The 25650-nt window shown below is 57.3% G+C and carries 26 protein-coding genes; 3 read left to right on the top strand and 23 right to left on the bottom strand.

Going from position 1 to position 25650, the window contains the following annotated elements; all coding sequences use genetic code 11:
* Positions 1 to 14: 14 nt before the first annotated feature.
* The 9 genes from AB3G31_RS03265 to AB3G31_RS03225 form a co-directional block, all read right to left on the bottom strand.
* The gene (locus AB3G31_RS03265) at positions 15 to 794 is read right to left on the bottom strand and encodes an ATP-binding cassette domain-containing protein (RefSeq protein ID WP_367848785.1); all 780 of its coding nucleotides are present in this window, start codon (positions 792 to 794) and stop codon (positions 15 to 17) included.
* Entirely contained in the window at positions 791 to 1981 is a 1191-nt protein-coding gene (locus AB3G31_RS03260) for a sugar ABC transporter permease (RefSeq protein WP_367848784.1), read from the bottom strand. The genes AB3G31_RS03265 and AB3G31_RS03260 overlap by 4 nt, the downstream gene beginning before the upstream one ends.
* Before the next feature lie 89 nt (positions 1982 to 2070).
* Positions 2071 to 3033, bottom strand: coding sequence for a D-xylose ABC transporter substrate-binding protein (xylF, locus tag AB3G31_RS03255; protein ID WP_367850280.1), 963 nt, complete (start codon positions 3031 to 3033; stop codon positions 2071 to 2073).
* A 165-nt stretch (positions 3034 to 3198) separates the two neighbouring features.
* Positions 3199 to 4194, bottom strand: a complete 996-nt coding sequence (gene iolG, locus AB3G31_RS03250) for an inositol 2-dehydrogenase (protein WP_367848783.1) — start codon at positions 4192 to 4194, stop codon at positions 3199 to 3201.
* Between the two features lie 23 nt (positions 4195 to 4217).
* Positions 4218 to 5096 (bottom strand): sugar phosphate isomerase/epimerase family protein, encoded by an 879-nt coding sequence (locus AB3G31_RS03245; protein ID WP_367848782.1) that lies wholly within the window; start codon positions 5094 to 5096, stop codon positions 4218 to 4220.
* Positions 5093 to 6178: a Gfo/Idh/MocA family protein gene (locus tag AB3G31_RS03240; RefSeq protein ID WP_367848781.1), complete on the bottom strand. Its 1086-nt coding sequence runs from the start codon at positions 6176 to 6178 to the stop codon at positions 5093 to 5095. The genes AB3G31_RS03245 and AB3G31_RS03240 overlap by 4 nt, the downstream gene beginning before the upstream one ends.
* Before the next feature lie 74 nt (positions 6179 to 6252).
* Positions 6253 to 7314, bottom strand: coding sequence for a maleylacetate reductase (locus AB3G31_RS03235; RefSeq protein ID WP_367848780.1), 1062 nt, complete (start codon positions 7312 to 7314; stop codon positions 6253 to 6255).
* A gap of 2 nt (positions 7315 to 7316) precedes the next feature.
* The gene (locus AB3G31_RS03230) at positions 7317 to 7625 is read right to left on the bottom strand and encodes a Dabb family protein (RefSeq protein WP_367848779.1); all 309 of its coding nucleotides are present in this window, start codon (positions 7623 to 7625) and stop codon (positions 7317 to 7319) included.
* Positions 7626 to 7957: 332 nt separating this feature from the next.
* A complete protein-coding gene (locus AB3G31_RS03225; protein ID WP_367848778.1) occupies positions 7958 to 8881 on the bottom strand; it encodes a LysR family transcriptional regulator in 924 nt (307 codons plus the stop codon).
* 116 nt (positions 8882 to 8997) lie between these two features.
* On the opposite strand from AB3G31_RS03225, the gene AB3G31_RS03220 reads away from it, so the two are divergent.
* Positions 8998 to 9888 (top strand): intradiol ring-cleavage dioxygenase, encoded by an 891-nt coding sequence (locus AB3G31_RS03220; protein ID WP_367848777.1) that lies wholly within the window; start codon positions 8998 to 9000, stop codon positions 9886 to 9888.
* Between the two features lie 289 nt (positions 9889 to 10177).
* Here AB3G31_RS03220 and AB3G31_RS03215 read toward each other — a convergent pair whose 3' ends face one another.
* Positions 10178 to 11077, bottom strand: coding sequence for a LysR family transcriptional regulator (locus tag AB3G31_RS03215; protein ID WP_367848776.1), 900 nt, complete (start codon positions 11075 to 11077; stop codon positions 10178 to 10180).
* Between the two features lie 113 nt (positions 11078 to 11190).
* Here AB3G31_RS03215 and AB3G31_RS03210 point away from each other — a divergent pair, with 113 nt between their 5' ends.
* Positions 11191 to 12384, top strand: coding sequence for an L-dopachrome tautomerase-related protein (locus AB3G31_RS03210; protein WP_367850279.1), 1194 nt, complete (start codon positions 11191 to 11193; stop codon positions 12382 to 12384).
* 90 nt (positions 12385 to 12474) lie between these two features.
* Here AB3G31_RS03210 and AB3G31_RS03205 read toward each other — a convergent pair whose 3' ends face one another.
* From AB3G31_RS03205 to AB3G31_RS03145, 13 genes are read right to left on the bottom strand one after another with little or no spacing between them, the layout of a single operon-like run.
* Positions 12475 to 13083 carry a glutathione S-transferase family protein gene (locus AB3G31_RS03205; protein ID WP_367848775.1) on the bottom strand — a complete coding sequence of 203 codons (609 nt, stop codon included), beginning with the start codon at positions 13081 to 13083 and terminating at the stop codon, positions 12475 to 12477.
* 19 nt (positions 13084 to 13102) lie between these two features.
* A complete protein-coding gene (fghA, locus tag AB3G31_RS03200; RefSeq protein WP_367848774.1) occupies positions 13103 to 13993 on the bottom strand; it encodes an S-formylglutathione hydrolase in 891 nt (296 codons plus the stop codon).
* Positions 13993 to 15099, bottom strand: a complete 1107-nt coding sequence (locus tag AB3G31_RS03195; RefSeq protein ID WP_367848773.1) for an S-(hydroxymethyl)glutathione dehydrogenase/class III alcohol dehydrogenase — start codon at positions 15097 to 15099, stop codon at positions 13993 to 13995. The genes fghA and AB3G31_RS03195 overlap by 1 nt, the downstream gene beginning before the upstream one ends.
* A 45-nt stretch (positions 15100 to 15144) precedes the next feature.
* Positions 15145 to 15948, bottom strand: a complete 804-nt coding sequence (locus AB3G31_RS03190; protein WP_367848772.1) for an SDR family NAD(P)-dependent oxidoreductase — start codon at positions 15946 to 15948, stop codon at positions 15145 to 15147.
* A gap of 19 nt (positions 15949 to 15967) precedes the next feature.
* The gene (locus tag AB3G31_RS03185; protein WP_367848771.1) at positions 15968 to 16756 is read right to left on the bottom strand and encodes an SDR family NAD(P)-dependent oxidoreductase; all 789 of its coding nucleotides are present in this window, start codon (positions 16754 to 16756) and stop codon (positions 15968 to 15970) included.
* A 49-nt stretch (positions 16757 to 16805) separates the two neighbouring features.
* Complete coding sequence (locus AB3G31_RS03180) at positions 16806 to 17594, bottom strand: SDR family NAD(P)-dependent oxidoreductase (RefSeq protein WP_367848770.1); 789 nt, start codon at positions 17592 to 17594, stop codon at positions 16806 to 16808.
* A gap of 11 nt (positions 17595 to 17605) precedes the next feature.
* The gene (locus AB3G31_RS03175; RefSeq protein WP_367848769.1) at positions 17606 to 18391 is read right to left on the bottom strand and encodes an SDR family NAD(P)-dependent oxidoreductase; all 786 of its coding nucleotides are present in this window, start codon (positions 18389 to 18391) and stop codon (positions 17606 to 17608) included.
* Between the two features lie 19 nt (positions 18392 to 18410).
* The gene (locus AB3G31_RS03170) at positions 18411 to 19484 is read right to left on the bottom strand and encodes an SDR family oxidoreductase (protein WP_367848768.1); all 1074 of its coding nucleotides are present in this window, start codon (positions 19482 to 19484) and stop codon (positions 18411 to 18413) included.
* Between the two features lie 37 nt (positions 19485 to 19521).
* Positions 19522 to 20478 (bottom strand): ABC transporter permease, encoded by a 957-nt coding sequence (locus tag AB3G31_RS03165; protein WP_367848767.1) that lies wholly within the window; start codon positions 20476 to 20478, stop codon positions 19522 to 19524.
* Positions 20475 to 21449 carry an ABC transporter permease gene (locus AB3G31_RS03160; protein ID WP_367848766.1) on the bottom strand — a complete coding sequence of 325 codons (975 nt, stop codon included), beginning with the start codon at positions 21447 to 21449 and terminating at the stop codon, positions 20475 to 20477. Before AB3G31_RS03160 ends, AB3G31_RS03165 begins: the two co-directional genes overlap by 4 nt.
* Entirely contained in the window at positions 21446 to 23029 is a 1584-nt protein-coding gene (locus tag AB3G31_RS03155; RefSeq protein ID WP_367848765.1) for a sugar ABC transporter ATP-binding protein, read from the bottom strand. Before AB3G31_RS03155 ends, AB3G31_RS03160 begins: the two co-directional genes overlap by 4 nt.
* Before the next feature lie 48 nt (positions 23030 to 23077).
* Positions 23078 to 24196: a sugar ABC transporter substrate-binding protein gene (locus AB3G31_RS03150; RefSeq protein WP_367848764.1), complete on the bottom strand. Its 1119-nt coding sequence runs from the start codon at positions 24194 to 24196 to the stop codon at positions 23078 to 23080.
* A 45-nt stretch (positions 24197 to 24241) separates the two neighbouring features.
* Positions 24242 to 24670: a VOC family protein gene (locus AB3G31_RS03145; RefSeq protein WP_367848763.1), complete on the bottom strand. Its 429-nt coding sequence runs from the start codon at positions 24668 to 24670 to the stop codon at positions 24242 to 24244.
* A 269-nt stretch (positions 24671 to 24939) separates the two neighbouring features.
* Here AB3G31_RS03145 and AB3G31_RS03140 point away from each other — a divergent pair, with 269 nt between their 5' ends.
* Complete coding sequence (locus AB3G31_RS03140; RefSeq protein WP_367848762.1) at positions 24940 to 25650, top strand: TetR/AcrR family transcriptional regulator; 711 nt, start codon at positions 24940 to 24942, stop codon at positions 25648 to 25650.

Genomic DNA, 25650 nt, shown 5'->3' with positions numbered 1-25650 from the left:
GCATACGAGATTGTTTAAGCGGCTTCATGCGTTTCAGCAACGCGTGTCACTTTCTTGCCCGCAATGATCATCCCCAGTACCTCGTCTTCGGTGACATCGGCAGTTCGGTAGGTGCCTACCGTCTTGCCATTTTTCATCACGCACAGTCGATCGGATAATCCAAACACATCCGGCATGTCATGGGAAATCAAGAAAATGCCGACGCCGTTGGCCTTGAGCTTGCGCACCAGTTCATGGACCATGCGGGTCTCTTCCGGCCCCAGTGCAGCGCAAGGCTCATCCATCACCAAGGCCTTCGCCTTGAAGTAGATGGCGCGGGAAATGGCCACAACCTGGCGTTGTCCGCCGGAAAGCGAACGTACGGGCACCCGGATGTTCTTGAAGTTGGGATTGAGCTGCTGGAAGACTTCACGCGCCGCCTTTTCCATCGCGTAGTCGTCGAGGGTTCCCCACCGGGTTTTCAGCTCCCGACCGAGAAACAAATTGGCTACGCTGTCCAGATTGTCCGCCAACGCAAGCGTCTGGTAGATGGTTTCAACACCCAGGTTTTGCGAATCGGACGGGCTCTCGATGCTGGCCTTTTCACCATTGATGCATATTTCTCCGCTGTCGATAGGGTAAGCACCCGCCAACATTTTCATCAAGGTGGATTTGCCCGCCCCGTTATGGCCCAGCAGAGCCACCACTTCGCCCGGGTACAGTTTGACGCTCACGCGCTCGACAGCATGTACGCCGCCAAATGCTTTGCTGACATTGATGATGTCGACCAAAGGGTTAAGGATAGTTTGGCTCATGACAGACGCTCTCCGGTTGCACGACGATAGACCACATCAAAGACGACGGCGACGATCAGCACTTGTCCGATGATGACCAACCGCTGACCAACACCCACGTCGAGCAGCAGCAAGCCACTTTCCAAAAACTGGATGATGAGTGCCCCCAGCACAGTACCCAGCACCGTGCCGCTGCCTCCAGCCAGTGCGACGCCGCCGATCACCGCCGCCGCAATGGCATAGAGCTCCATACCGGTTCCCAGGGAAGCCGTTCCCGCGTTGAGCCGGGAGATCGCCACCATGGCCGCGATGGTTGTCATCACGCCCAGCAGTAAGAATGTTTTGAGCGTGACCCACTTGACGGGGATGCCCACCAAGGTCGCCGCTTCAGGATTTCCGCCGATGGCGTAGATATAGCGACCGAAAGACGTTCGGTTGATGATGAACGCAATGAGCGCCACCACGATGGCCCAGATCAGGACCGGGTTGGGAATACCTTGTGGGGCCTTCTTGCTAGGGATCTGATAAGCACACATTACCGCAACAAAGCCCAATATCACCACTACGAAGAAAGCTGCGATTGCAAACTCCACCACAAAGGGGCGGGTGGCAAGTCCGTGCTTTGCGGAGGCTCTACGACGCTGAAGCATGTTCCAAATAATCAAACCGCTAGCAAGCAAACCTACGACCCAACTGGCCGTGGCGCCAATCGCACCATCCAGTCCACCACCGATCAGCAAAAAAGTTGGGTCCGTGATGGGCTGGGTGCGTCCGTCGGAAAACAAAAAGGCGATGCCACGAAAAGAGACCAGTCCGCCCAGGGTCACAACAAACGATGCCACACCGAGATAAGCGGTAAGCCACCCCTGGTACAAATAGATCGCCAACGACAAGAGCAAGCCAATCAGGCTCGCTGGCACCCAGTGCCACCCTTTGCTGTACATCAGGAATGCCATGGCCACGCCTACCGTCGCCATAACGGATCCCACCGATAGATCGATCTGCCTGGAGACGATGACCAGCCCGACGGCCGCCGCAACAATGCCAACCACCGCGGATTGCTGGGCAATGTTGTAGAGATTTTCTGGCGTAAGAAATATGCCAGTGACCGCGTGGAATGACACGGCCATGACGACCAAGACGCCTGCCATGATGAGCAGCCGCAGATCAAGCGTACTGATTTGTAGTTTTTCGCGAAGGGATCGCATTTGGATGCCTCAATTTGGTTAGAGATGGAAAGTGGCTGATGGCGTTCGCAATCCGAATCACGAGGCCATCAGCCAAGGCAATTCCTTAGTTACTTGCAGGCGGCAGGCCCCGTGGCCTTGTCAACGCCCTTGCATGCGACGTCCTTGCTGATCCAGCCACCCTTGATGACCAGGTCCAGCTTGTCCTTGGTGATGGGTTGGGGCTTGAGCAGGATGGAGTTCATGCTGACCTTCTTCTCGCCACCGTTGAAGACCGAAGCGCCTTGGACTGGCTGTCCCTTGGCCAGGGACACTGCTACGGTTGCAGCTTCGCGACCCAGCTCACGCGAATCCTTCCATACGGATACGGTCTGCGTTCCCAGTGCCACGCGATTCAGAGCAGCATGGTCGCCGTCCTGGCCAGACACAGGAACACCGGTCAAGCCGCGTGCCGACAATGCTGCCACCACACCCCCTGCCATGCCGTCATTGGACGAGACCACCGCATCGACTTTGCCACCGGCCTTGGTCAAGATCTGCTCCATGTTTTTCTGGGCGGCTTCTGGCTTCCAATCGTCGGTGTATTCTTCGCCAACGATCTTGACATCGCCCTTCTTGATGGCCTCGGCCAATACTTCCTGCTGGCCTTCGCGCAGCAAGTTGGCGTTCGGATCGGTGGAAGCGCCCTTGATCATGGCGTAGTTGCCCTTGGGCTTGACGGCATAGATGGCCCGAGCCTGCAAACGGCCCACTTCCTTGTTGTCAAAGGAAATATAGAAGACCTCAGGCGATTCAAACAAGCGGTCATAGGCAATGACTGGGATACCGCGGGCTTTGGCCTTGGCCAGTGCCGGAGCAATGGCATCCTTGTCCTGGGCCAGGATCATCAGTACTTTGGCACCTTTGCTGATAAGGCCATCAATGTCAGCCAGTTGCTTTTCGGGCGATGCTGCAGCATCGGCCGCCACATAGGTGGCACCCAGTTTGGCCAACTGGTCCTTGATGGCCTTTTCGTCGGTGGTCCAGCGTTCCTCACGGAAATTGGACCAGCTTACGCCGACGAGTTGCGCCATCGAGGCGGAACTGGCTGCAGCCAAGACGGCAGCGACGACGATTTTGCGATTGACTTTCATACGTGTCTCCAAATGGTTTTGATGTAATGGCTATGGACGGGACAGGTGTCTCCCCGCCCCGGGCCGTCCCCCGGGGCGTAATTCGGAAAAAGGTTCAGTGCGGGTCTAGACCTGGACCGCGCGGCCGCTGGCCACCGACTCCATCGCCGCCTCGGCAAGGCGCAGCGCCTGCCGACCATCCCAAGGTGTTGTGGGCATCGGCGTACCGTCTTGCAGCGCTTTCAGGAATGCATCCAACTCGTTGCGATAGGCATCGGTATAGCGTTGCAGGAAGAAATTCAACAGTGGCGGCAATGCCTCTGTCTCGGTCGCGTTGTAGCGGCGAACGGTGCTGGGCCGAAGGTTGTCGTTCATCAGCATCCCTGTGGAGCCGAGAATTTCAAAGCGCTGGTCGTAGCCATAGACCGCCTCGCGGCAGCAATTGATGTGGCATTGCTTGCCAGAAGCCGTCTGCATGACCACCATCAACGTGTCGTAGTCGTTGAACTCTTCCATCAGCGCCTTGTTGACGATGCGGCTGGCCTTGGCGTATACCTCGACCGGCTCCTCGGCCAAGAGAAAACGAGCCATGTCGAAGTCATGGATGGCCATGTCACGGAAAATACCGCCGGAATGCGCGACATAGTCACGGGGAGGCAAGCCTGGGTCCCGGCTAGTGATGATGACTTGGCGGACATCGCCAATCTGTCCTGCATCCATGGCTTTGCGCAATTCGATGTTGCTGGGATCGAAGCGGCGATTGAAGGCCATCATGACCTTGGCATTCAACTGGTTGAGTTCTGCGATCGCGGCATCGACCTTGACCAGGTCGTTGTCTACTGGTTTCTCGCACAGCACCGCTTTGCCTGCCCGAGCCGCCAGCAGCATGAGGTAAGCATGGGTATCGGATGGTGTGCCGATCACGATGGCATCGACGTCGGAGCGCGCGATGGTCGCTTCGGCGTTCGTGGATGCTTCACAGTTCAGTCTTGCAGCCAAGGCATCGGCTGCAGCCTCCACGGGGTCCACCACTGCGATCAGCTTCGCGCGGGGGCTGGCGGCAACGTTGGCCGCATGGATTTGTCCGATGCGACCCGCACCAAGTACAGCAACTCGAATCATTTTGATGGTCTCCAGGGTATAAATTAGATGGACAGGTTTTTGAACTGCCGCATGGTGCTTTCGTAAGAAGTGCGTGCCATCACTTCCAGCGGTAGTTTGCGAAAGGTTTCAGAAATAATTTCCACACCGTAGTAAGGCGCGTTAAACCCCGCAGCAAGGACGGCCTTGATGAAACCAGCGAGGTCGAAACTTCCTTCGCCGCAAAGTTGGCGGCTGAAGCGCGTGTCCTCGAAAAGCGTTCCGACCACTTCCTTGTTGGCATCATCGAGTTCAATGGCTTTCAAGAATCGGGCGGGAATCTTGGAGATTTCACTGCAATGCATGCCACCGCGCTCCAGGTGCCAGATGTCCAGCAAGAGTCCACCGTTGGACTGATCGGCTCCAGCAATGATGGCCATCGCGGTGTCGATCGTCTTCACGTTGGTGAATGGCATCATCTCCATGACGATGTCGGTTCCGACTTGCCGCGCCTCTTCGCATAGGCGTGCAAACTCATGTTGCAGCAGAGGAACATCGGGAGGTGTCTCCTCAAAAAGAGCTGGCGAAATTTTGAAATTCCGGGCACCCAAAGCGGCTGCGGCTTCGAATAGTTCACGGCGCACCTGGTCCGACACCTTGCGCCGCGGGTCGGCTGGGTCGACGAACCAATCGGACAAAAACTCGACTTCCACATGTTTGATGCCGTTGTCCGCCAGTACCGCCTTGATTCCGGGAAAACCCATCTTTGCGGCGTTGGCCATCAGATCGGCATGGACAATGCCCATCCCGGTATAGCCTGCTTTAGAGGCAGCCGCAGCGCGTTCCTGTAGCGAAAACGAGCTGACCTCGGTAGGCGCACCGGGATAGACATCACCGGCCAGCGTCCAATAGGCGGCAAGTAGTTCGGGGTTGGTTTTGTTCACAGCAATACCTCTGCACCAGAGTTTTTAGAAGATGCAAACAAGGCTTCGATCAGTGTGCTGATGTTGAGCGCTTGCGTCGCGGGGATGACAACCGGTACGCCATGGCGCACAGATTGGTTGAATGCGGCGAGTTCTCGGTCAAAGAACACCGGGTTGCCGATTTCCGCCAGCTCGGGCGAGTACACGGTTTTCTTGGATGCCCAATTGATGGGGAAGCTGGTTTCATTCCACTCCGTCCAGCCCTCGGGAATACCCCGGTTACCTTTGTCGTAGATCCGATAGCTGGAGGGCGATGGGCAGGACTGCATGACCCCTTCGGTGCCATAGGCCGTGATGTCCCAGGTTTCCAGCCAAGGTAGTGGATCCCATGAAAAGAAGTCCACGACGACAATTTTGTCGGCATAGTTCAGAACCGCGCCCGCCGCGTCTTCCCGCGAGGTGGGTCCCATGGCGCCTGCAAACTTGGTGATCCGGGCATTCACCGAAAGGGGCATGCCAAAGTGGTGGATGACACGATCGAACAAATGGCAAGAAATGACGAACATCGCCCCGCCGATGTCCTCGGGTTGCTTCATATGGTTGGTGTCGGCCTCGTCATGCGAACAGCCCCCATGCGCACGCACCTGCAGCACCTTACCCAGGCGACCCGTTTGCAGTGCGTGCTGCATGGCGTCCACTGCAGGAGAGAAACGCCAGCAATAGCCCACTTGCAAGATGCCGTCGGTGCGATTGACTGCTTCGACAATTCGCCGGGCATCTGCGGAGTTGCGTCCTGCGGGTTTTTCGCAGAGGACGGCTTTCCCCGCCTCTAGGGCCTCAATGGACAAGTCCGCCATCTTGTTGCTTTTGGAGTGCACATAGACAGCGTGGACATTCGGGTCATCCAGAATTTCCTGCTTGCTGCGCGCTTCGATGCCCATCGCCTGGGTAAAAGGCTTGAGCAGGGGACTGTCGTCGTAAGCCCCCAGCATGGTGGCATTTGGCAGCCGCTGAAGGGCCCTGACCCGGCCTGATGTGTGGGGATGGGTGATACCCAGGCATGCCACCCCGAATGTGGTTCCGTCTCCAATAAACTTGCCCATGTCTGTCTCCTCTTTGAATCAAAAATTGGCGGGTGTTACCCGCTGCATGCACTTAGACCAGCCTTTACCTGGGTTCAGGTGGCGGGCCGTTGACCGCTCCAGGCGTTGCGAAGGAGCTTCATCAGCGCCACTTCTTCGAGTGGCCTTGGATTCCAGTAAGGGTTGGACATGGAGATCCGGCAGACCGACTCCAGATCCGTCTCTTTCAGCCCAATATCTCGCAGCGCCAAGGGCGCACCCAATTGCTTCGTCAGATCGAACACCCCTTCAGGGGCGCTCGGGACGCCCAGGGCCCTGGCGATACGTCTCATCGCATCTGGCGCAGCCTCTGCGTTGTAAGCCAGCGCGTGGGGCAAGACGATGGTGTGTGTTTCGGCATGGGGCAGGTTGAAACTCCCCCCCAGAACATGGCACAGCTTGTGGTGCAGGGCCATTCCCACATGCCCCAGCACCGATCCGCACAACCAGGTGCCATACAGGCATTCGCTGCGTGCGTCGCTATCGAAAGCGCTCGAAACGATACCCTTCAGCCCGCCAGCCAAGGCTCGAATGCCCTCTTCTGCCATCAATGACATCACCGGATTTCCATCTTTGGCATACAGGCCTTCTGCAGCATGCGCAATGGCATTGATCCCGCTGACAACCGACATCCCAACAGGCAGGCTGGTGCTGAGTTCAGGGTCATACAGCACGGTCTTTGGAAGCACTCGGATATCGCGCCCGGTTTTCTTCGCGCCAGCTTCGGTGAGGCCATAAATCGGCGTCATCTCGGAACCAGCGTAGGTGGTGGGTATGGCAATGATCGGCAGCGAAGACTCCAGCGCAATGGCCTTTCCCAGACCAATGGTGGATCCACCACCCAAAGCCACCGCGCAATCAGCATCAATCGTTTTGGCATATTCACGGGCCCTGCGAGCCACTTCAATCGGCACATGCATTTGCGCGCCGTCAAAGATCCCCGCGCCCATCTCGCCGAGCAAATCGCTCGCCCGCTGCGCTTGCTCGCGTTGTTGCGGTGTGCACAGCACCAAAGCGCGACGGGCGCCCAGGGCCTTCACCTCGTTGGCCAGAAGTCCCAGACTCCCCCTGGCGAAAACCACCCGTGAAGGCTGGGCCATGAAAACAAAGTCTTGCATCGTCAGACCCCCTGTGGGATGTAGTCAACTTGGTGGCGAGTGATGCGGATGTCGCCGAGTTCTTGGCGGATGCGCAGGTGCTCAGGGTGCGAAGCGTAGGCATCCAGGGCTTGCTGGGTCTCAAATTCAGAATAGAGAACGACGTGGCACGCGTAGTCGACGCCACTCACATCCACACCGACCTCCAGGCAGCGCATTCCCGGTATCAATCCGGCCAAGGCCTCAAATCGCGATTTGACAAACAGCGCCGATTCGTCTCGCTCCTGGGCGGTTTCGCCACGAACATTCCACATGACTATGTGTTTAATCATGGTCTGCCCCAGCGTTTGGCATCAACACAACTTGAATCATTCGGTTTTCCATTTTTCTCGGAAGCGGGTTCCGTGTCTCCTGACTTTCGGCTTTTATGACCGACCTTGGAGGCAACTATATATTCACACCCAGCGGCAAAAAAGAGTGATATAGGAAATATCTTTTCCAGTAAATGGAATAATTAACCGGCCACTTCTACCTGGAAATCGGTGTCCGAATTTTCGACCGTCCTGCGACGAGGCGGTGGCGTCCCACCGCGTTGGTGGTCGCGACAAAGTGCCTTGCGGCGCGAATGGCCTTAGCCTGTGCCAGAGGCCTTACGCGCCGTGGGCTAGCGGAACGAAGAAGACCACTTCTTGCCAAGTTCCTGGTCTTCAAACCGCTTCAGAAAGAACTCTGTGAAGACCCGAATCTTGGCCGGTTGGTGGCGCCTGCTTTGGTACGCGAAATTAATCGTCAAGGAAGGGAGCTCCCAGTCGGTCAGCACTGGCACCAACCGACCGGCCACAATTTCATCGTAGATGATGTAGAGCGGCTGGATGACCAACCCGAGCCCTGCGAGACCCGCCGCGCAGATTACTTGGCCTTCATTCGAATCCAAGATGCTTGTAATGGGCGTGCTTCTCTTTTCGTCGCCGCGGCTGAAGTGCAGCACGTAAGGGTCATTGGCAAGGTTGTAGACAAGCAAGCGGTGGAGCTTCAAATCTTCCGGGGTCTTGGGCACCCCGTTTTCCGTCAAGTAACCAGGAGACGCGGCAAGAACACGGCGGGTATGCGCGAGACGGCGGACCGTAATCCCGGAGTCGCCTTCATACTCGCGCGTGCGAATGGCCACATCGATGCCCGCTTCAATAAAGTCCGGATACCGATTTGCCGCTACGATTTGCACTGCCAACTGTGGGAAGCGGTCACTAAATTCGGGCAAACCTGGTGCGATATGCATCATCGCAAATGACACAGAACTGGTCACGCGCAACACTCCGCTGGGCTGTAAGCTGGTTTCTTGCACCACCGCCTCGGCTTCGGCCATGTCAGCCATCATGGCCACACAACGGCGATGAAAGGCTGTTCCCACCTCGGTAAGCCATAAACGCCGCGTCGTCCGCTCCACCAAGCGGGCGCCAAGACGTTCTTCCAGGGCTTGCAGCGTGCGGCTTGCGGCCGCATTGGACATACCCAGCTTTTCCGCAGCGCGCGACAAACTTCCCAGTTCAGCGACTTGTACAAAAAATTCGATTTGGGCCCAACGGTCCATGGTCTATTACCCCATCCAGCGGAAAACTCATTTCACTATAGAGCATTTTTTTCCATAAGGCGCAGTAGTAACGTATTGTCTGCCCAAATGTACACGCCCCAATGGAGACAAAACCCATGCGCAACATCAACGAAGACACCATCACGCAAGCCGTCCTGGCATCCATCACCAACTGCAAGGATGAACGCTTTCGACAGGTCATGACCAGCCTGGTACAGCACCTTCATTCTTTCGCAAGGGAAATTAACCTCACCGAGGACGAGTGGTTTAAAGGGATCCAGTTCCTGACCGCCACAGGCCACATCACCGACGACGTCCGACAAGAGTTCATTCTTCTATCGGATGTATTGGGACTCTCGACCTTGGTCACCGCGCAAAACAACATCAAACCAGAAGGCTGCACCGAGGCCACCGTTTTTGGTCCCTTTTTTGTCGAAGATGCTCCCACCTACCCCCTTGGGGCAGATATGGCGAATGGAGCCGGTGGAGAGCCTTGCTTTGTACAGGGAAAAATCACCGATCCACAAGGAATTGCACTGGCCGGGGTTTCCATGGATGTCTGGCAATCGGATGAGGACGGGCACTACGATGTCCAGCTTCCTCGAACAGAAAGCGGTCACCATGAGCACCGGGCCAGGGGGCGATTCATCAGCGATGCGCATGGCGGCTACCACTTCCGATCTATCCTGGCGCAGCCCTATCCCATTCCCCATGATGGTCCAGTCGGGAAAATGCTGGAAGCACTTGGACGCCACCCCTGGCGTCCGGCCCACCTGCATTTCATGCTGGTAGCACACGGCTTTGAACGGTTGATCACCCACGTTTTCCGGGACCAGGATAGGTATCTTGATTCCGACGCCGTATTTGGAGTCCGGTCTACCTTGATTGCGGACTGGGTCCGACACGAAGCCGGAACCGCTCCCGATGGTTCTTTGGTAGACCGGCCGTTTTACACCTTGGATTACGACTTTGTCCTCAACCCTGTCAAAGCAAGCGCGCAACCCTAATCAACAAAATTACCAGATCGCCGGCCGAGGCATTGTCAGGTACCCAGAAGGGGGCCACCGAACTGAACGACGGCCTCGGTGCCTCCGGTATGTTGCCTCCAGGGAAGCGGCATTGGACCGAGATTTTCATGGCTAACCGCCCGTCCCCCAATGCAAAAGGACCTGCTCACGCAAGTCCTTGGTATTTTCATAACTTAATGGTGCGGCGTGAGTCGCTTGAACACTGGGCCAAAGGATCATGAGGCCTAAGCACAGCGCGGCCATTGTCAATTTCTGATCGGCTGCGACACTACCAGGCACGCTGCCGTGTCGCAAACCAGTCTTTCAAAAATGCCACACAGACCGCGACCTTGTGCGGTGTCAGACGCCGCTCAGGGTACATGGCATACAGCACCAGCGGTGGACGCTCCACGTTAGTGAATAGTGCTACCAGCGCCCCCGTGTCGATCTCTGGCTGAGCAACAAAGCTAGGCAACACTGCGATACCCAGGTTCGCCATGACCAGGCGTTTTAAAAACTGCGTATTGTTCGCGCGCATGCGCGGCGCAAGCGCAATATGCGTTTGACCCTCCCAACGCAAAGGCCATCGGGCCCCCGCCGAAGCGTAGGCATATGCAAAACAGGCGTGATGTGCCAGTTCGTCCGGTGATGCCGGATGGCCGTGGTGCGCAAGATAGGCGGGGGTAGCGCACACGTGCAGAGCAAATGCAGCGATACGTTGTGCGGTGTAGCTGGAGTCCTTGGGGTCGGTGGTGGCACGCAAACCAAGGTCAAAACCATCGGCCCGTAAATCAATATGCCGGTCGCCCAATTCCACATCCAGATCCACCTGAGGGTGGGCCGCCACGAAGTCGGTGAGGGCCTCCCCCAGATCGGCCAAGCCTAGTGCCATCGGTACATTCAAACGCAGCCGGCCCGATGCGGCGGTAGATAAGCCGGCGGCTTCGGCATCCGCTTCCTCGACGTCGAGCAATACAGCGCGCGCTCGCTCGATATAGCGCGTGCCAGCTTCGGTCAGCGATACGCGGCGCGTAGTCCGATGTACCAGCCTCGCTCCCAGTGACGCCTCCAACTGATTGATGGCCTTGCTGGCAGCGGATGGTGAGATGCCCCGCTCGGCAGCGGCGGCCGAAAAGCTGCCCAGTTCAATCAATCGGATGAACAAGCGAAAAGTATCAAAGCGGTCCATGGAATTAAACCTATTGTTTCCCCATAGTGCAGAGTCTATGCACTCCATGCCACTTTATCTATTTATTTAATCCGAATATCGTGGCGTCTGTGTTTTACTTATCCAGCCGCAACATGCTTCATCACTTCACCCGCGCCGCCGCTCTCACCGTGGCCTCCTTACTCGCATCCCAGGCCACCCACGCGTCGGAAGGCCTGCAACTCGAACGCTGGCGCTCCTATGCCGGGGTCACATGGGAAGTACCCAAAGATGGCAACATACCCGCCCCTTTCGCCGCCTCGGTCAACGCGCCGATTGCCGGTTTGCACTTCGACTCCCGCGGCACGGCCTATGTCAGCACGCCGCGCCTGGTGGCACCAGGCGCGCCCGCAACACTCAGCCGGCTGAACACCGCCATCAAGCAAGGACCCGCTCAGCTCACGGCATTTCCATCGACGCAGAGCAATGCCGTGGACGGTCCGCCAGAGCTGAGCCTGCGCAACGTGCTTGGCTTTTATGTAGACCACCGCAATGGTTGGCTATGGGCACTGGACATGGGCTTTGTCGCCGGCGAGGCCGAGGCCCCAAAAGGTGGCCAAAAGGTGCTGGTGCTTGATCTGGCGTCAGGCCGAACCGTAAAGCGATTTCCGTTGGATAGCGTTGCCGACCGCTCAGGCAGCTTTCTCAACGACATTGCCGTGGATGAACGCCGGCGCGTGGCATACATCGCCGACAGCGGCATGCGCAGCGCCCCGCACAACCAGGTCGGTTTGATCGTGGTCAATTTTGATTCCGGCAAGGTCCGTCGGGTGCTGGACCGCCACCCCAGCCTGCAGGTCGAGGCCGGCGTGCAGGTCATGTCCCACGGAGCCGAAGTCTGGCCGGGCCAACCCTTGTTGATTGGTATCAATGGCATCGCGCTGTCACCCACTGGCGATAGGCTGTATTGGACGGTGACCACCGGCACCCATGCGTATGCAGTCTCCACCGCTGTGCTGCGCCAGCCAAACGCGAGCGACGCCCAGATCTCCACCAAGATCGTGAACCTAGGCGCTGTGGGAGGCAATACCGATGGCATCGTCGCCAACGCACGTGGCAATCTGTTCATCACCGACGTCAGCCGCAATGGAATCGTGCAATACCAACCCGGCACAGGGAAGATGTCGTTGCTGGCCGCTGACGATGGAGTTTTCTGGCCCGATACACCGGCCATCGGCCCAAACGGCGATCTATTCTTTACCTCCAGTGCCTTGAACCAACACTTCGCTGGAGCGGTAAAAAGTGGTGAGGAGCGCTATGAGATATGGCGGCTACCGCTGAAGCGCTGATTCCTCTAGAAATCCCGTTGCAGGAGAACTCCCAAATACAGACTCAACTTGGTCTGTCGTTGGGAGCCTGCGTGAACGGACGAACTAAATTTACGCAGCGCTTGGAATGCCCGGCATAGGAACAAAGCCCTCAATATGCTTCATACGCTCAATCCAGGCGACGACGTTCTTGTATGGTGACAGGTCGATGCCGCCTTCACCAGCCAGTGCCGTGTATGGGAAGCAGGCAATATCGGCAATTGTGGGGCGCCCCAACTCCAGGAATTGGCGGTTGGCAAGATGGTCATCCATGATCTTGAAAACGCGATTGGCGCCAGCATGAAGTTTCTCGAGATCCATGGGGTAATTCAGAACCTTGACCAACCGCGCACCGGCAGCGTTCATGATTTCACCGCCACCCGTAGAGAGCCATTGGGCAATCTGCCCTTGCGCTTTCGCGTCTTTGGGAAACCACAACCCCGATGGATCATATTTCCCTGCGATATAGATCAAGATAGCTTGTGCGTCCCGCAGGCGCAGGTCTCCGTCCTCAAAAATGGGAATTTCACCGAAGGGGTTGAGTGCCAAATAGCTTGGGTTCTTGTGCTCCTTGTTTACAAAATCAACTTTCACAGCGTCGTAGTCAACGCCGAGAATATTCAGAAATAGGCGAATCTTGTAGCAGCTACCGGAGATATCGCAGTCATAGAGTTTAGGCATAGTCATTTTTCAGTGGTGGTTAAAGGGAATTGGTATTGGCTGTGCACGTTTCAGCCAGGGAGAGGTAGTGGTGCTTCAGGTGATCGGCGATAAAACTTTGAACGAAGTAGTAGCCGTGGTCATATCCGTTGTGCTTTCGCAGTGTGAGCGGCTGGTTGACGGCCAAACAAGCCGCTTCAAACAGATCAGGATGCAGTTGGTCTGCCAGGAATTTATCGGCCAGTCCTTGGTCGATCAGGATGCCTTGCGGATATGGCGGCTCAGATTGCAACTGCATGAGGGCGGTTGCGTCATGTGCCCGCCACGATGTGCGGTCGGAGCCCAGGTATTGGGTGAAGGCTTTCTCACCCCATGGGCACTGCGTCGGCGCGCAGATCGGCGCAAACGCCGACAACGACTTGAACCGGCCGGGGTACTTGAGCCCTATGGTCAACGCCCCGTGCCCGCCCATCGAATGCCCTAAAAGTCCAATCCTGTCGCCATCTACTGGAAATGCTCGCACCAACAATGGCAGCAATTCATGAACGAGGTAGCTCTCCATTCGCCAGTTCGTGGACCAGGGTGGTTGGGTTGCGTCGATGTAAAACCCCGCGCCGATGCCAAATTCCCAGCTATCGCTGGCTCCCGGCAATGCTTGCAGCTCTGGGCCACGCGGGCTCGTATCCGGTGCAATCAATGCCAAACCTAGCTCACTCGCCAAGCGCTGCGCCCCAGCCTTAGTGGTGAACGTCTCTTCATTGCAGGTTAGGCCAGCAAGATAGAGTAGCGCAGGCACGCGACCTTCGGTCGCCTGCGGCGGCAGGTAGACCGAGAACTTCATCGGCAAACCGATCTCGATCGAATCATGCTGAAAGAAGCCCTGCACCCCACCAAAACAGCCGTGCTCGGAAAGAGTAGTTGGCAATCCCATCAGAACAGCACCACACCCCGGATCGATTCACCACTTTTCATCAAATCAAACCCCTTGTTGATATCTTCCAACGGCATGGTGTGGGTGATCAGCGGGTCGATGCTGATCTTGCCCTCCATGTACCAGTCCACGATCTTCGGCACGTCGGTGCGCCCGCGTGCGCCGCCAAAGGCCGAGCCTTCCCATTTGCGCCCGGTCACCAGTTGGAAGGGTCGGGTGCTGATCTCTGCCCCGGCTTCGGCCACGCCGATGATGATGCTGCGGCCCCAACCCTTGTGGGTGCATTCCAGCGCCTGGCGCATCACCTGGGTGTTGCCGATGCACTCGAAGCTGTAGTCGGCGCCGCCGTCGGTCAATTGCACGATGGCATCGACCACATTCGGGACCTCTTTGGGGTTGATGAAGTGGGTCATGCCGAACTGGCGGGCCATGGCCTGGCGCTCGGGGTTGATGTCCACGCCGATGATCTTGTCGGCCCCCACCATCTTGGCGCCCTGGATGACGTTCAGGCCGATGCCGCCCAGGCCGAAGACGACCACGTTGGCCCCGGCTTCGACCTTGGCGGTGAACAGCACGGCACCGATGCCGGTGGTGACGCCGCAGCCGATGTAGCAGACCTTGTCAAACGGGGCGTCCTTGCGGATCTTGGCCAGGCTGATCTCGGGGGCCACGGTGTAGTTGCTGAAGGTGGAGGTGCCCATGTAGTGGAAGATGGGTTGGCCATCCAGGCTGAAGCGGCTGGTGGCGTCGGGCATCAGGCCCTTGCCCTGGGTGCCGCGGATGAGCTGGCACAGGTTGGTCTTGCGGCTCAGGCAGAACTTGCACTGGCGGCATTCAGGGGTGTACAGGGGGATGACGTGGTCGCCCTTTTGGAGGGTGGTGACACCGGGGCCGACGTCGACCACGATGCCTGCGCCTTCATGGCCCAGGATGGCGGGGAAGATGCCTTCGGGGTCGGCGCCGCTGAGGGTGTAGTAGTCGGTGTGGCAGATGCCGGTGGCCTTGATCTCGACCAGCACTTCGCCGAACTTGGGGCCTTCCAGGTCCACGGTTTCGATGGTCAGGGGGACGCCTGCTTTCCAGGCGACGGCGGCTTTGGTTTTCATAGTGTTCGAGTGTTTGGTTGGGGTTGAGTGGAAATATGTGGATAACTAGATGCCGTGGAGAAACCAGCCTCCGTCGACCAACAGGTCGGTTCCGGTCATATAGCTAGCCATGGGAGATGCCAGGAAGAGCGCCGTGTTGGCGATTTCGTAGGGCTCAGCTTGTCGGCGCAGGGGAATGTTGTTCAACACACCGCTGTCCTCCAACTGCCGAAATAACTCCGGTTTGAGATTGCCCGGTGTAGCGGTCAAGCCCGGAGAAATGGAATTCACCCGGATATCGTGGGGTGCAAGCGCTATCGCAAGGTTGCGCGTCATCGCAATCACTGCGCCTTTGGAGGCGTCGTAAGCACAATGGTTAGCCATAGGCTTATGTGCGCAAATCGACGACAAGTTGATGATCGCGCCACCGCGCCCCTGCTCCCTCATCCGCCGCCCGGCAGCACGCGCGCCAAAGAACATGGCCTTGGTGTTGACGGAAAACATCCGATCCCAGAAAGCCTCATCGATTTCATCTATAGGCCGCAACGGATAAATGCCGGCGTTGTTCACAAAGACATCAACAGATCCATGCGCGCCAATGGCCGTATCGATCAGGGCTTCGAGGTCAACCTCACGGGTCACATCGGTGCGCAGATAGCGCACGTCAAAGCCTTCGTCTGCGAGGGTTCCAATACGTCCGGGCTGGAGATCTCCCACTACTACACAGGCACCCGCCTCGGCATACCGGCGTGCGATGGCAAGCCCGATGCCATCGGCCCCGCCTGTCACTACGGCAGTCTTACCGCTGAGATCAAGGAGGTCCAACAATGGAACATACGGTCGCTGTTGGTAAGAAGGCTGTTTATGCATGGACGGGGTCACGTTCGGTCTAGTAGATGGATCGGACGATTCCACCGTCCACACGCAATGCGGCACCATTGATCGCACTTGCTCTCTGACTGCAGACAAACGCAACCAGATCGGCCACCTCGACCGGATCAATGAGCCGAGCAATGATTGACGTGCTGCGGTTTTCGGCAACGAAACGCCGCTCGGCCTCTTCATACGGAAGCTCGGGAAACAAACCCTGAACAAACGTACGCACCCCATCGGTCCGAGTCGAACCCGGTACGACGGCATTCACCGTAACGGAAGTCCCCTTGGTCAGTTCTGCCAGCACACGGGAGACGGAAAGCTCCATAGCCTTTGATGCGCTGTAGTGTGGCAATTCCGGTGCCGGTGCGATTGCGGCCTCACTCGCCAGAAAAACGATACGGCCACGTCCCTGCTTCAACATGCCCTGGATGTAGTGCCGGCTCAGCCTTACACCGCTCATTACATTGACGTCGAAGGTTTCCAGCCACTGCGCATCGGTCGTCTCCGTGAATGGAACGGCTTCATAGATACCGAGGTTATTCACGAGAATGTCGACAGTGGGTAGCAAGGCGATCGTCTCGCCGCAGCCATGGGCATCGCCATTGTTTGACACGATGCCTTCCAGGTGGGCACCGGATACGCTCGTACGTATGTCATTGATAGCAGCATCTACCGCTTGCGCAGTCCGCCCACTCACGTAGACGGTAGCGCCTTCACGCGCCAGTGTTCGGGCGATCTCCCGCCCGATGCCGCCGGTGGACGCTGTCACCAGAGCGCGCTGGCCATTAAGTCCGAGATCCATGATCTTTTTACCTTCAAAGTTAGATAAGTGTTGAAAGACGTTTGAGCTATCAGCCGTCGAATCGCGGGGCACCGTTGTGCGCTGTCAACCCGCCGTCGACCGGTAGGTTGACCCCACTGATAAACGATGCGTCATCCGATGCGAGGAAGGCCACGGCTGAGGCAACCTCCGCTGGTTCTGCGATACGCCCCATGGGATAGGCCTTAGCGAAAGCTTCGTCGACTTGATTCGGATCGAGCTTGGCAACGGCCGCTTCAAACATGGGCGTTCTGACCGACCCGGGGCACACCGCATTCACCCGGATACCAAACTTCGCGAGATCCAAGGCCATACTGCGCGTGAGATGGCTCACGGCCCCCTTGCTCGTGGCATAGGCTGCCTGGCCAAAATCCCCCCCCAACCCCGAAATCGATGAGAGATTGACAATCGCCGTGGGCCGACGACTAGCCTTGAGCAAGGGCAATCCGGCGAGCGAAAGGCGCATCGTGCCCTCCACATTGACAGCCATGAGTTGCCGCCAATTGGCCAAGCTTGTATCTTCGAAGCTGCCACCGCAATGGATTCCCGCGTTATTCACAAGCACGTCGAGATGTCCGTGCCGTGCACTAACTTCTTCAACGACACGGCGAATCTGCTCGTCGCTCGTAACGTCTAATTCGACCGCAAAAGCCACGAAGCCTCTGGCATCCAGCCCAGCCGAGATGGCGAGCGCGGCAGGAAAATCGCGATCAGCAACGACCACGACCGCGCCTTCCTGTGCAAGGCGGGTTGCGATCGCCGCTCCAATGCCAGAGCCCGCGCCAGTAACGAGCGCAACCCGCTGATGAAACCGATCCATGTTGCGATTCCTCACACAAACTTTGTGACGCCACCATTGATCGCTAGCTCAACCCCGGTAATGAAGTCAGCCTGATCCGAGGCAAGAAAAAGAACCGCCGCGGCGACATCTTCGGGGCGGCCGAGGCGACCGGAAGGAATGTTTGCGGTCTTCAGAAAAATTTCTACCGCCTCCTCCCGGCCAGAACCATACTTGGCCGCCAAAGAATCAAGGAACCCTCCAGGTCGGTCCCACAAGGCCGTACGCACATGTGCGGGCGAAACGACATTCGAGCGCACGCCCTGGCCGGTGAACTCAGTTGCCAAGATTTTCGACAGCATCAGAATCGCGGCCTTAGAAACGCTGTAGTCGGGCAAAAGTGGGTGGGGAATGCGCCCGGTCTCGGATGCGCAATGGATGAGCGCGCCACGTTTGCGCTCCAGCATATGGGGCAAGACTGCACGGCTCATGCGGACATAGCCCATCAAATTGAGGTTGAAGGTCGCCTGCCAGTCGTCGTCGCTGATCTTCAAGAACCCATCCCGCGCAGTCGCAACACCGGCGTTGTTGAAGAGGATGTCAATCTGCCCAAAACGCTGCAAAGCCTCATGTGTCAGCATTTCAGCGGCGGCGGCTTCACGCATATCAAGCTTGACGGCGTGCAGGCTGTCGTTCGGCTGCGCATTGAGTGCAGAGATGTCAAGGTCGGCTGCAACCACTCGTACGCCCTCGGCAAGAAATTGCCGCGTAGTTTCGAATCCAATACCTGCGCCCGCGCCTGTGACGATCGCGACACGGCCGTTCATACTTTTATCCATTTTTATCTCCGTTTAGTTATCAGGGAATGATTCGTTCATGTCGCAACTGGTCAAACAGATCCAGGAACGAACGCTGCGTGTCCTGGAAGCCCAGGAAACCAAAATTTCGGCTTTTGTTCATGTCATTGACGCACTCCATAGGACGGCCTAGATCCAGATCCGTATGCCAGGCAGACGCTAGTTCACCAAGACGGTTGGGCTGCAGGCGCTGCGTCTGCACAAGCTGCTCCCACAGTGGCTCCATGTCCGCCATCTGTTGCTGCAATGGCACCGGTTGGCCGGGATAGGGGGCGGCGTCCATTCCAAAGTAGTTCCCTATGACACCCCAGAGCCTTTGCCAGCGAAACACATCGCCATTGGCCACATTGAATGCTTCGTTGCGAGCCTCTGGCGTTACGGCCGCCCACACAAGATGCTTGGCCAGAAGCCGTGCATCTGTGACATCGGACAGCCCTGCGTACTGCGTCGGGGAACCAGGAAAGATGAAAGGCCGCCCGGTCGCCTGGCAAACCGAGGCGTATACCGCTAGAGTGACTCCGATGTTCATGGCATTGCCCACCGCGTAGCCGACGATGGTGTGTGGGCGGTGAACGCTCCATCCATAGCCGTGGCGCTCCGCCAACTCGAATACAACGTCCTCCTGGACGTAATAGAAGTTGTCGATAGGCAGGCGGGGCTGGTCTTCACGGAACGGTGTCTCAGGCTTGTTCCGCGCATACATGTCGAATGGACCAAGATAGTTCTTCGTGCCGGTGACCAATGCCACGTGTTGCACTGTGGCGTGCTTGGCGCTGCAGACTGCTTGTAGGACGTTACGTACCATTGCACCATTGACCCTGCAGTTTTCAACCTCGGTGGGCATCCGAGTCCAAGTGCAAAAGAAGACATGGGTGACGCGGGCCTCTGCAAGTGCGTTGCGCGTTGCTTCGGCATCCAACACATCGACTGCGATATGCCGGAGCTGCGATAGCCCTTTGGGCGGCTTACGGGAAATTCCATGGACTTCCCACCCCCCCTCGGACAGAAGCTGGCGCGCGAGGTTGTTTCCCACAATCCCCGTGACGCCGACAATAAGTGCACGTTTCTTGAACATAAAAAATCCTTCTCAAACAGGAGAACAACCGTGGTGCTCAGGCACCTTGCTTGCGGCTATACAGGCCGACCATGGCAAGAATGACCAGTCCATAGGAGATCTGCTTCACCGCCTCAGGCACACGTAGAAGCGACAACATGCTGCTCATCAGTGTGATGAGCAGGACGCCTGCGACCGTACCGCTGTAACGCCCCCGTCCACCCAAAATGCTGGTGCCGCCCACGACCACCGCGGCAATACCGGGCAACAGAAAAGGGTCTCCCATACGCTGGTATGACTGGCCGGCATAGCCCGCGAGAAGCAGCCCGGCCATAGCACTGCAAATACCAGATGCGACAAATGCTCCCAGGATGACCTGGCGTGTGTTGATCCCAGACATGTGGGCGGCTATCTCGCGGGTGCCGACCGCATAGATATAGCGACCCATCAGGGTCCGCCGCAAGACCCAGACAATCACTATGGACACGACGATCCATACCAAGACCGCGTTGGGAACAACGCCGAAAATCTTGCCCGCTCCAAGAAGGGCCATTCCCGGCGAAGGCGCGCTGGACACAACGGTATTCCCGGCGTAGAACGCCACGGCACCGAGCAAGATGGTGTTGACCGCCAGAGTCCAGATTAGCGAGGGGATACGCAAGTACGCAACCCCTACCCCGTTGAGCAAACCGATGCACGCACCAGCAGCAAGTCCTGCAAGGGGTCCAAGCTCTGCCCAGATTCCGCCGTGGGCACGTGCCACCGACGTGGCAACGGTGGCCGCCACAGTCAGTGTCCAAGGTACCGACAGATCGATGTGCCCCAGCAAGATGACCAGTGTTGCGCCTGCAGCGATAGCCCCGAGAAATGCACCGCTTTGCAGTTGCAGAAGCAAATACGTCGGCGAGAAGTATTGGCTGTTGATAGCTCCACCCAAAAGGAGGAGCACCATGAGCGCTACGAGAACCGCACCGGTTGGGGTCTTAAGGTGACGTTGCATGGGCAGGGTAATCATTTAAATATCTCCAGGCGGTTACGGATGCGAAGCAGTCGGAAGGACCCGAGAGCCACAGCGCAGATCAACACCAATCCTTCAAATAGAGGCTGCGCCAAAGGCGGGACACCCGTGAAGAACATCAAGCTGCCAATGGTGCGAAGCATGAATGCCCCGGCGATCGTTCCGATGACGCTGGCGACGCCACCGCTGAGTGCAGTGCCACCGAGCACTACAGCGGCGACGGAATTCAGCGTGTAAGGAAGACCGACAGCGGCGTCGCCACTGGCCGTCTGGAAGCCCAGGAAAAGTCCTGCCATCGCAGCAAACAGACCGGCTGCTGCATAGGCCACAACCTTGGCTTTGTCGACCGAGAGCCCGGACATATATGCCGCTTGCTCCGCGGACCCGAGGGCAAATAGCGTGCGCCCGGTCAGAGATCGGCGAAGCGGCTCCCACACCAAAATAACAGCCACAGCTAAAGCCACCAACGAAGTGGGAATGAGATCCCCCAAAGTGCCCGTCATGGCATCACTGAGAGCACCGCTGACATCTCCACCTGGCGTAGGTCTTACCAGCAGCGCAACTCCGGTGTAGATCGTCCCCGTCGCAAGGGTGGCGACAATCGGCTGGATCCGGGCGTAGACAATGATGAGTCCGTTCGCCATGCCACACACCGTACCAACCAGCAGCACCGCAACAACCCCCAATGCCACCTGGGTGGGATCGCCCTGCACCAGTTCCGACGCGACGCAGTTGCTCAAAGCCATGATGGCGCCGATGGAGATGTCGATACCACTGGTCAGCACCACAATCGTCTGGCCAATTGCGACCAATGCCAGGGCCACACCTTGGTTCGACCATGCTGTGAGCACGCTTGGCGATACTCCGCGTGGATGAATGATCAAGAACGCAACCAGCAGTCCTGCCAACAGCACCAACGCTAGAAGCGTTCTTGCGTTGTGTCGCACATAGAGGCTTGGATTTTTCATGCTGCGCACTCCCAATTGGTAGCGTGTGTCGGACTGTCGTTCGCCGATGCGTGCCCCGGGGCCCGCGGTTGCTCTAAATTCATGGCGTGCATGAGGATTTTTTCCTCGTTCAGTTCGCTACCAGTCAGCGAAGCCTGAACCTTGCCGTCGTACATCACCAAGACCCGGTCGCACAGGCCAATGAGTTCATCGCAGTCGGTGGAATAGAACAAGATCGCTAGGCCCTTCGCCGCAAGATCGCGGAACAGGCGATAGATCTCTTGCTTGGTCCCGACATCTACGCCGCGCGTCGGATCCATAAGCAACAGCAACCGCGGCTCCGTCGCCAACCATTTGGCGAGAACAACTTTCTGCTGATTCCCTCCCGATAGAGTTGAAACAGCGATCCCGGTATCGGGGGCCTTGATCTGAAGCGTCTTCACCAAGTTGCCTATCAGCGTCGTTTCCTCTCGTTGATCGACAACGCCCCAGCGGCTGACACGGTCCAGTGCCGCGATACCCAAGTTATCGTGAATTGACTGGGCCAACATCAGGCCCTCGGTCTTTCTATCTTCAGGAATCAACGCCATGCGGTATCCCTGCTGCTTACCTCCTCGTGGGCCACTCGGTGCTGTGTGTTGCTCGCCCACACGGATATGTCCGCGTACGTCCCTCAGCAGCCCACCTAGTGCCAGCATCAGCTCACGCTGACCCTGGCCGTCCAGCCCACCTAGACCGACGATTTCGCCGGGACGCACCGAAAGGTTGACGCCCTTCAGTTGCGTCCCGAAGCGAAGATCCTGCACTTCAAGGTAGGGCGCCGATGCGACGGCCGGTGGCAAAGGTTTGGCCGGATAGACCTGCGCGATGGGACGTCCAATCATGAGGCGGACGATTTCCTCGTGCGGCTTTGAACCTGCAGGGAAGGTGCTCACATGCTCTCCGTTACGAAACACGGAACACGTGTCCGCAAGCGCGTCGACTTCGTGCATGCGGTGCGAGATAAAGAGCACGCAGGTGCCCGCATCACGCAGTTTGCGCAACAGTTGCATCACCTTCTCCACATCCTCGGCCGTCAGCGCAGACGTTGCCTCGTCGAGAATCAGTACACGTGGTCGGCGAATAATGGCCTTGGCGATTTCAACGATCTGCCGCTGTGAAAGTGGCAGATCGATGCAACGCTCCTGCAGATCTATCTGCCGGTCACAACCGATCTGGGCTAACGCCTCCCTGGCGAGCTCGTGCTGCCTGCGGCGATCTATGAGTCCGAGGACATTCCGGGGCGGGTTCGCAAGGCATATGTTGTCGGCTACGCTCAGATGCGGAACCAAGGATAGTTCCTGGAATATGCAGACAATGCCGTGATCAAGCGCTTGCAGAGGGCCGGACATACTCAGTTCAGTCCCATCTAGACGCACCACACCGGTGTCGGGCCGCACAACCCCAGCCAGCGTCTTCATCAGCGTGCTCTTGCCAGCGCCGTTTTCTCCAAGAATGGCGTGAATGGAGCCACTCGCGGCTTGGAAGGAAACGTCGCTGAGCGCCGTAATGCCTCCATACCGCTTGCTTACCCCTATCAACTGCAGGTAGTTCGTGTTCACACGTATCTCCACTTCGGTGGTTCGTCCAGGTTTTTCAAAATCCTGAGCTCAGTTGTTGTCGGGGTTGAACTTGTTGATTTCGTCGGGTGTAAAGCTGATCCCACAACTGCCATAGCTGGACACCGTTTCGTAGCTATCGGGAAGATCCGGGAAGTAGTTGACGTTCGGCTTCATGTCTTTGGTCAGAACGTTAGGAGTCGGCAGGTTCACGAGAGAAGGCAAAGCCTTCCCTTGAAGCAAAGCGATAGCCGCATTCATCGCAACGGGCCCTTGGCCGGGGGACGTGGATACAGAAATGCCAGGAATCTTCTGATCGACCAAAGCCTTGACAAAGCCGTTCTCGGCATCGCCGCCAACTGGAACCGGCGGATGATTCGCCGCCTTCATCGCATTGGTCACCCCTCGACAGCCGTGTTGGCACACCACGGCATCGAACTTCCCGTTGACGGCTATTGCGTCAGCGACGACTTTCTGCACGGTTCCGGTATCCCAATTCCCGGTTACCTCAGTCACCGAAATATCTTTGTATTGGTCCAGAATCTTGCGTACGCCTGCGTGGCGATCACGATCGGTTGAATTTCCAGGTAGCCCCCGAACTTCGAGTACCCGCCCCTTCTTCACAGGCATCAAGTCGACAACAGCCTTGGTCTTGATATCGCCCTCGAACTCGATCCACTCGGGTGTGATCCGCACAACGTCAGGGCTATCCACTGGGTTGTCAAACGACACCAGTACGGTGCCAGCTTTCTTTGCACGGCGGATCACCGCATCGAACGCTTTCGGATTGACCGCGATAAACGCAATGGCGTCGTAGCCCGCCTGGATGAAGTTATCGATTGCCGCTATTTGGCTGGCGACATCAGCCCCGGTGCTGACAACCTTCAACTCCTTGATGTCCTTTGCAACATCCGGCCGAGCAGCCCAAGCACGGGTCTGCTGGATCATCTGCATCCGCCATGGAATCCCGGTATGCCCATTAACCAAGGCCACGCGGTAAGGCCCCTTGCGCGCCGGGTAACTAATGGTCGATGTCACACCAGCGGCAGGCTTGTAACACGCGGGCAGGAAGGTATCCGCAGCATAGGTAAGCGATGCGGTTGCAGCCACGGCAACGCATGCAATTGCAGGCAAGGAGCGAAGCAGGTAATTGTTCAGCTTGGGGGTCATGGTATGTCTCCAGTTTTTTTAAAAGGCAGTGGGGAAATGGAGTCGCTAGGCGACTTCATGGGCGGGGAAATTCATTTCGATCGTCACCCCTGACGGATCTTCGAAAAAGACTTGGTGCAACCCAAGCCCGGGAACGGTGCGCTCCCGAAAAGCTATCTCATCAAGCTCCAGACGTGCTCTGAAACCTCTAACGTCGGTGGCGATGAAGGCAAGATGGTCAATCGCACCGGTTCCGGTCGTGTCAGCCTTGTCACCGAGGTAGTCGAGCAGGCCCTGCGGGCTGCCTGGATCTACCCCAATGAGGTGGACCACCCCAAAGTCCGCTTCGTCAGCGCCGTTGTACAGCCACGCACCGGGAAAATTGAAGGCTGGACGGAAGCCCTCGCGTAATCCCAATACACGCGTGTAAAACCGCACGGCCGCCTTGAGGTCCGCAGTTCGTACCGAGTAGTGGCCTAGTTTTGAGATGGACATTTTTCAAACTTTTAAGTGATCGATTGATCAATAGTAAGTTTAAAGAAAAAGTTTTCCCATATGGTTTTCCCTAGTCATCCTATGTTCGTACCAGGCTCCACAGTTTTTCCATTCCCTCTGGAAGACGATTCCTCTCGTCCGCCCCAAAGAGGAATCTCCTCTGGAATCATGCTTAAGCTGCAAGATCGCCTAACATGCATACACGCAACCTTTCTTCCTGTACGCCAGCCGAGAAAACCCCACCCTCAGTAATGTTCAATTGATCATCAATGAAAAATAAAACCAATGTCGATGGTGGCCAACCGATGACAACCGTAGTTGCTGTGGAGGCGGTGGCTCCGTCGGTGCGCCGTCGTCTGGCACCGGAGGACCGTGAACATTTGATCGTTCAGAAAGCTATCGCTTTTTTTGCGAATCACGGCTTCGAAGCGAGCACGCGAGACCTCGCCAAAGAACTGGAGATCACGCAGTCACTGCTCTACCGCTACTTCCCAACGAAAGATGCGTTGGTGGAGCGCGTGTATGAGGAGATCTTTGTTCGGCGCTGGAATCCTGAATGGGAGGAGTGGCTTGCGGACCGCTCTATGGTGCTGGGAGATAGGCTCAAAAAGTACCTACAGGACTACGCCCGATTCATTCTCCGTAGCGAGTGGGTTCGTATCTTTATGTTCGCAGGCTTAACGCGCGGAGGGATTAACCAAAAATACCTTTCGCGGCTGCGGGAACGGCACTTCAAGGTGATTGCCCGCGAGATGCGGCACTCCTTCAGCATCCCTGACCCCGCAAATGCCCAGGAAGAAGAGGATGAACTGGAGCTCGTCTGGGCCATGCATTCCAGCGTCTTTTACATCGGGGTTCGCAAATGGGTTTATGAGCAACCCGTCCCGAAGAACCTGGAACGGGCCATTGCATTCCGAGTGGATGCGTTCCTTGGCGGTACCCCCGCTGTGCTGAAGGAATCGCGAAGCGGCCGCACTTAG

It is taken from the genome of Rhodoferax sp. WC2427, assembly GCF_040822085.1.
Lineage (GTDB): Bacteria > Pseudomonadota > Gammaproteobacteria > Burkholderiales > Burkholderiaceae_C > Rhodoferax_B.
The sequence above is the reverse complement of the archived record's forward strand: the minus strand, read 5'-3'. Positions and strand labels throughout refer to the sequence as shown.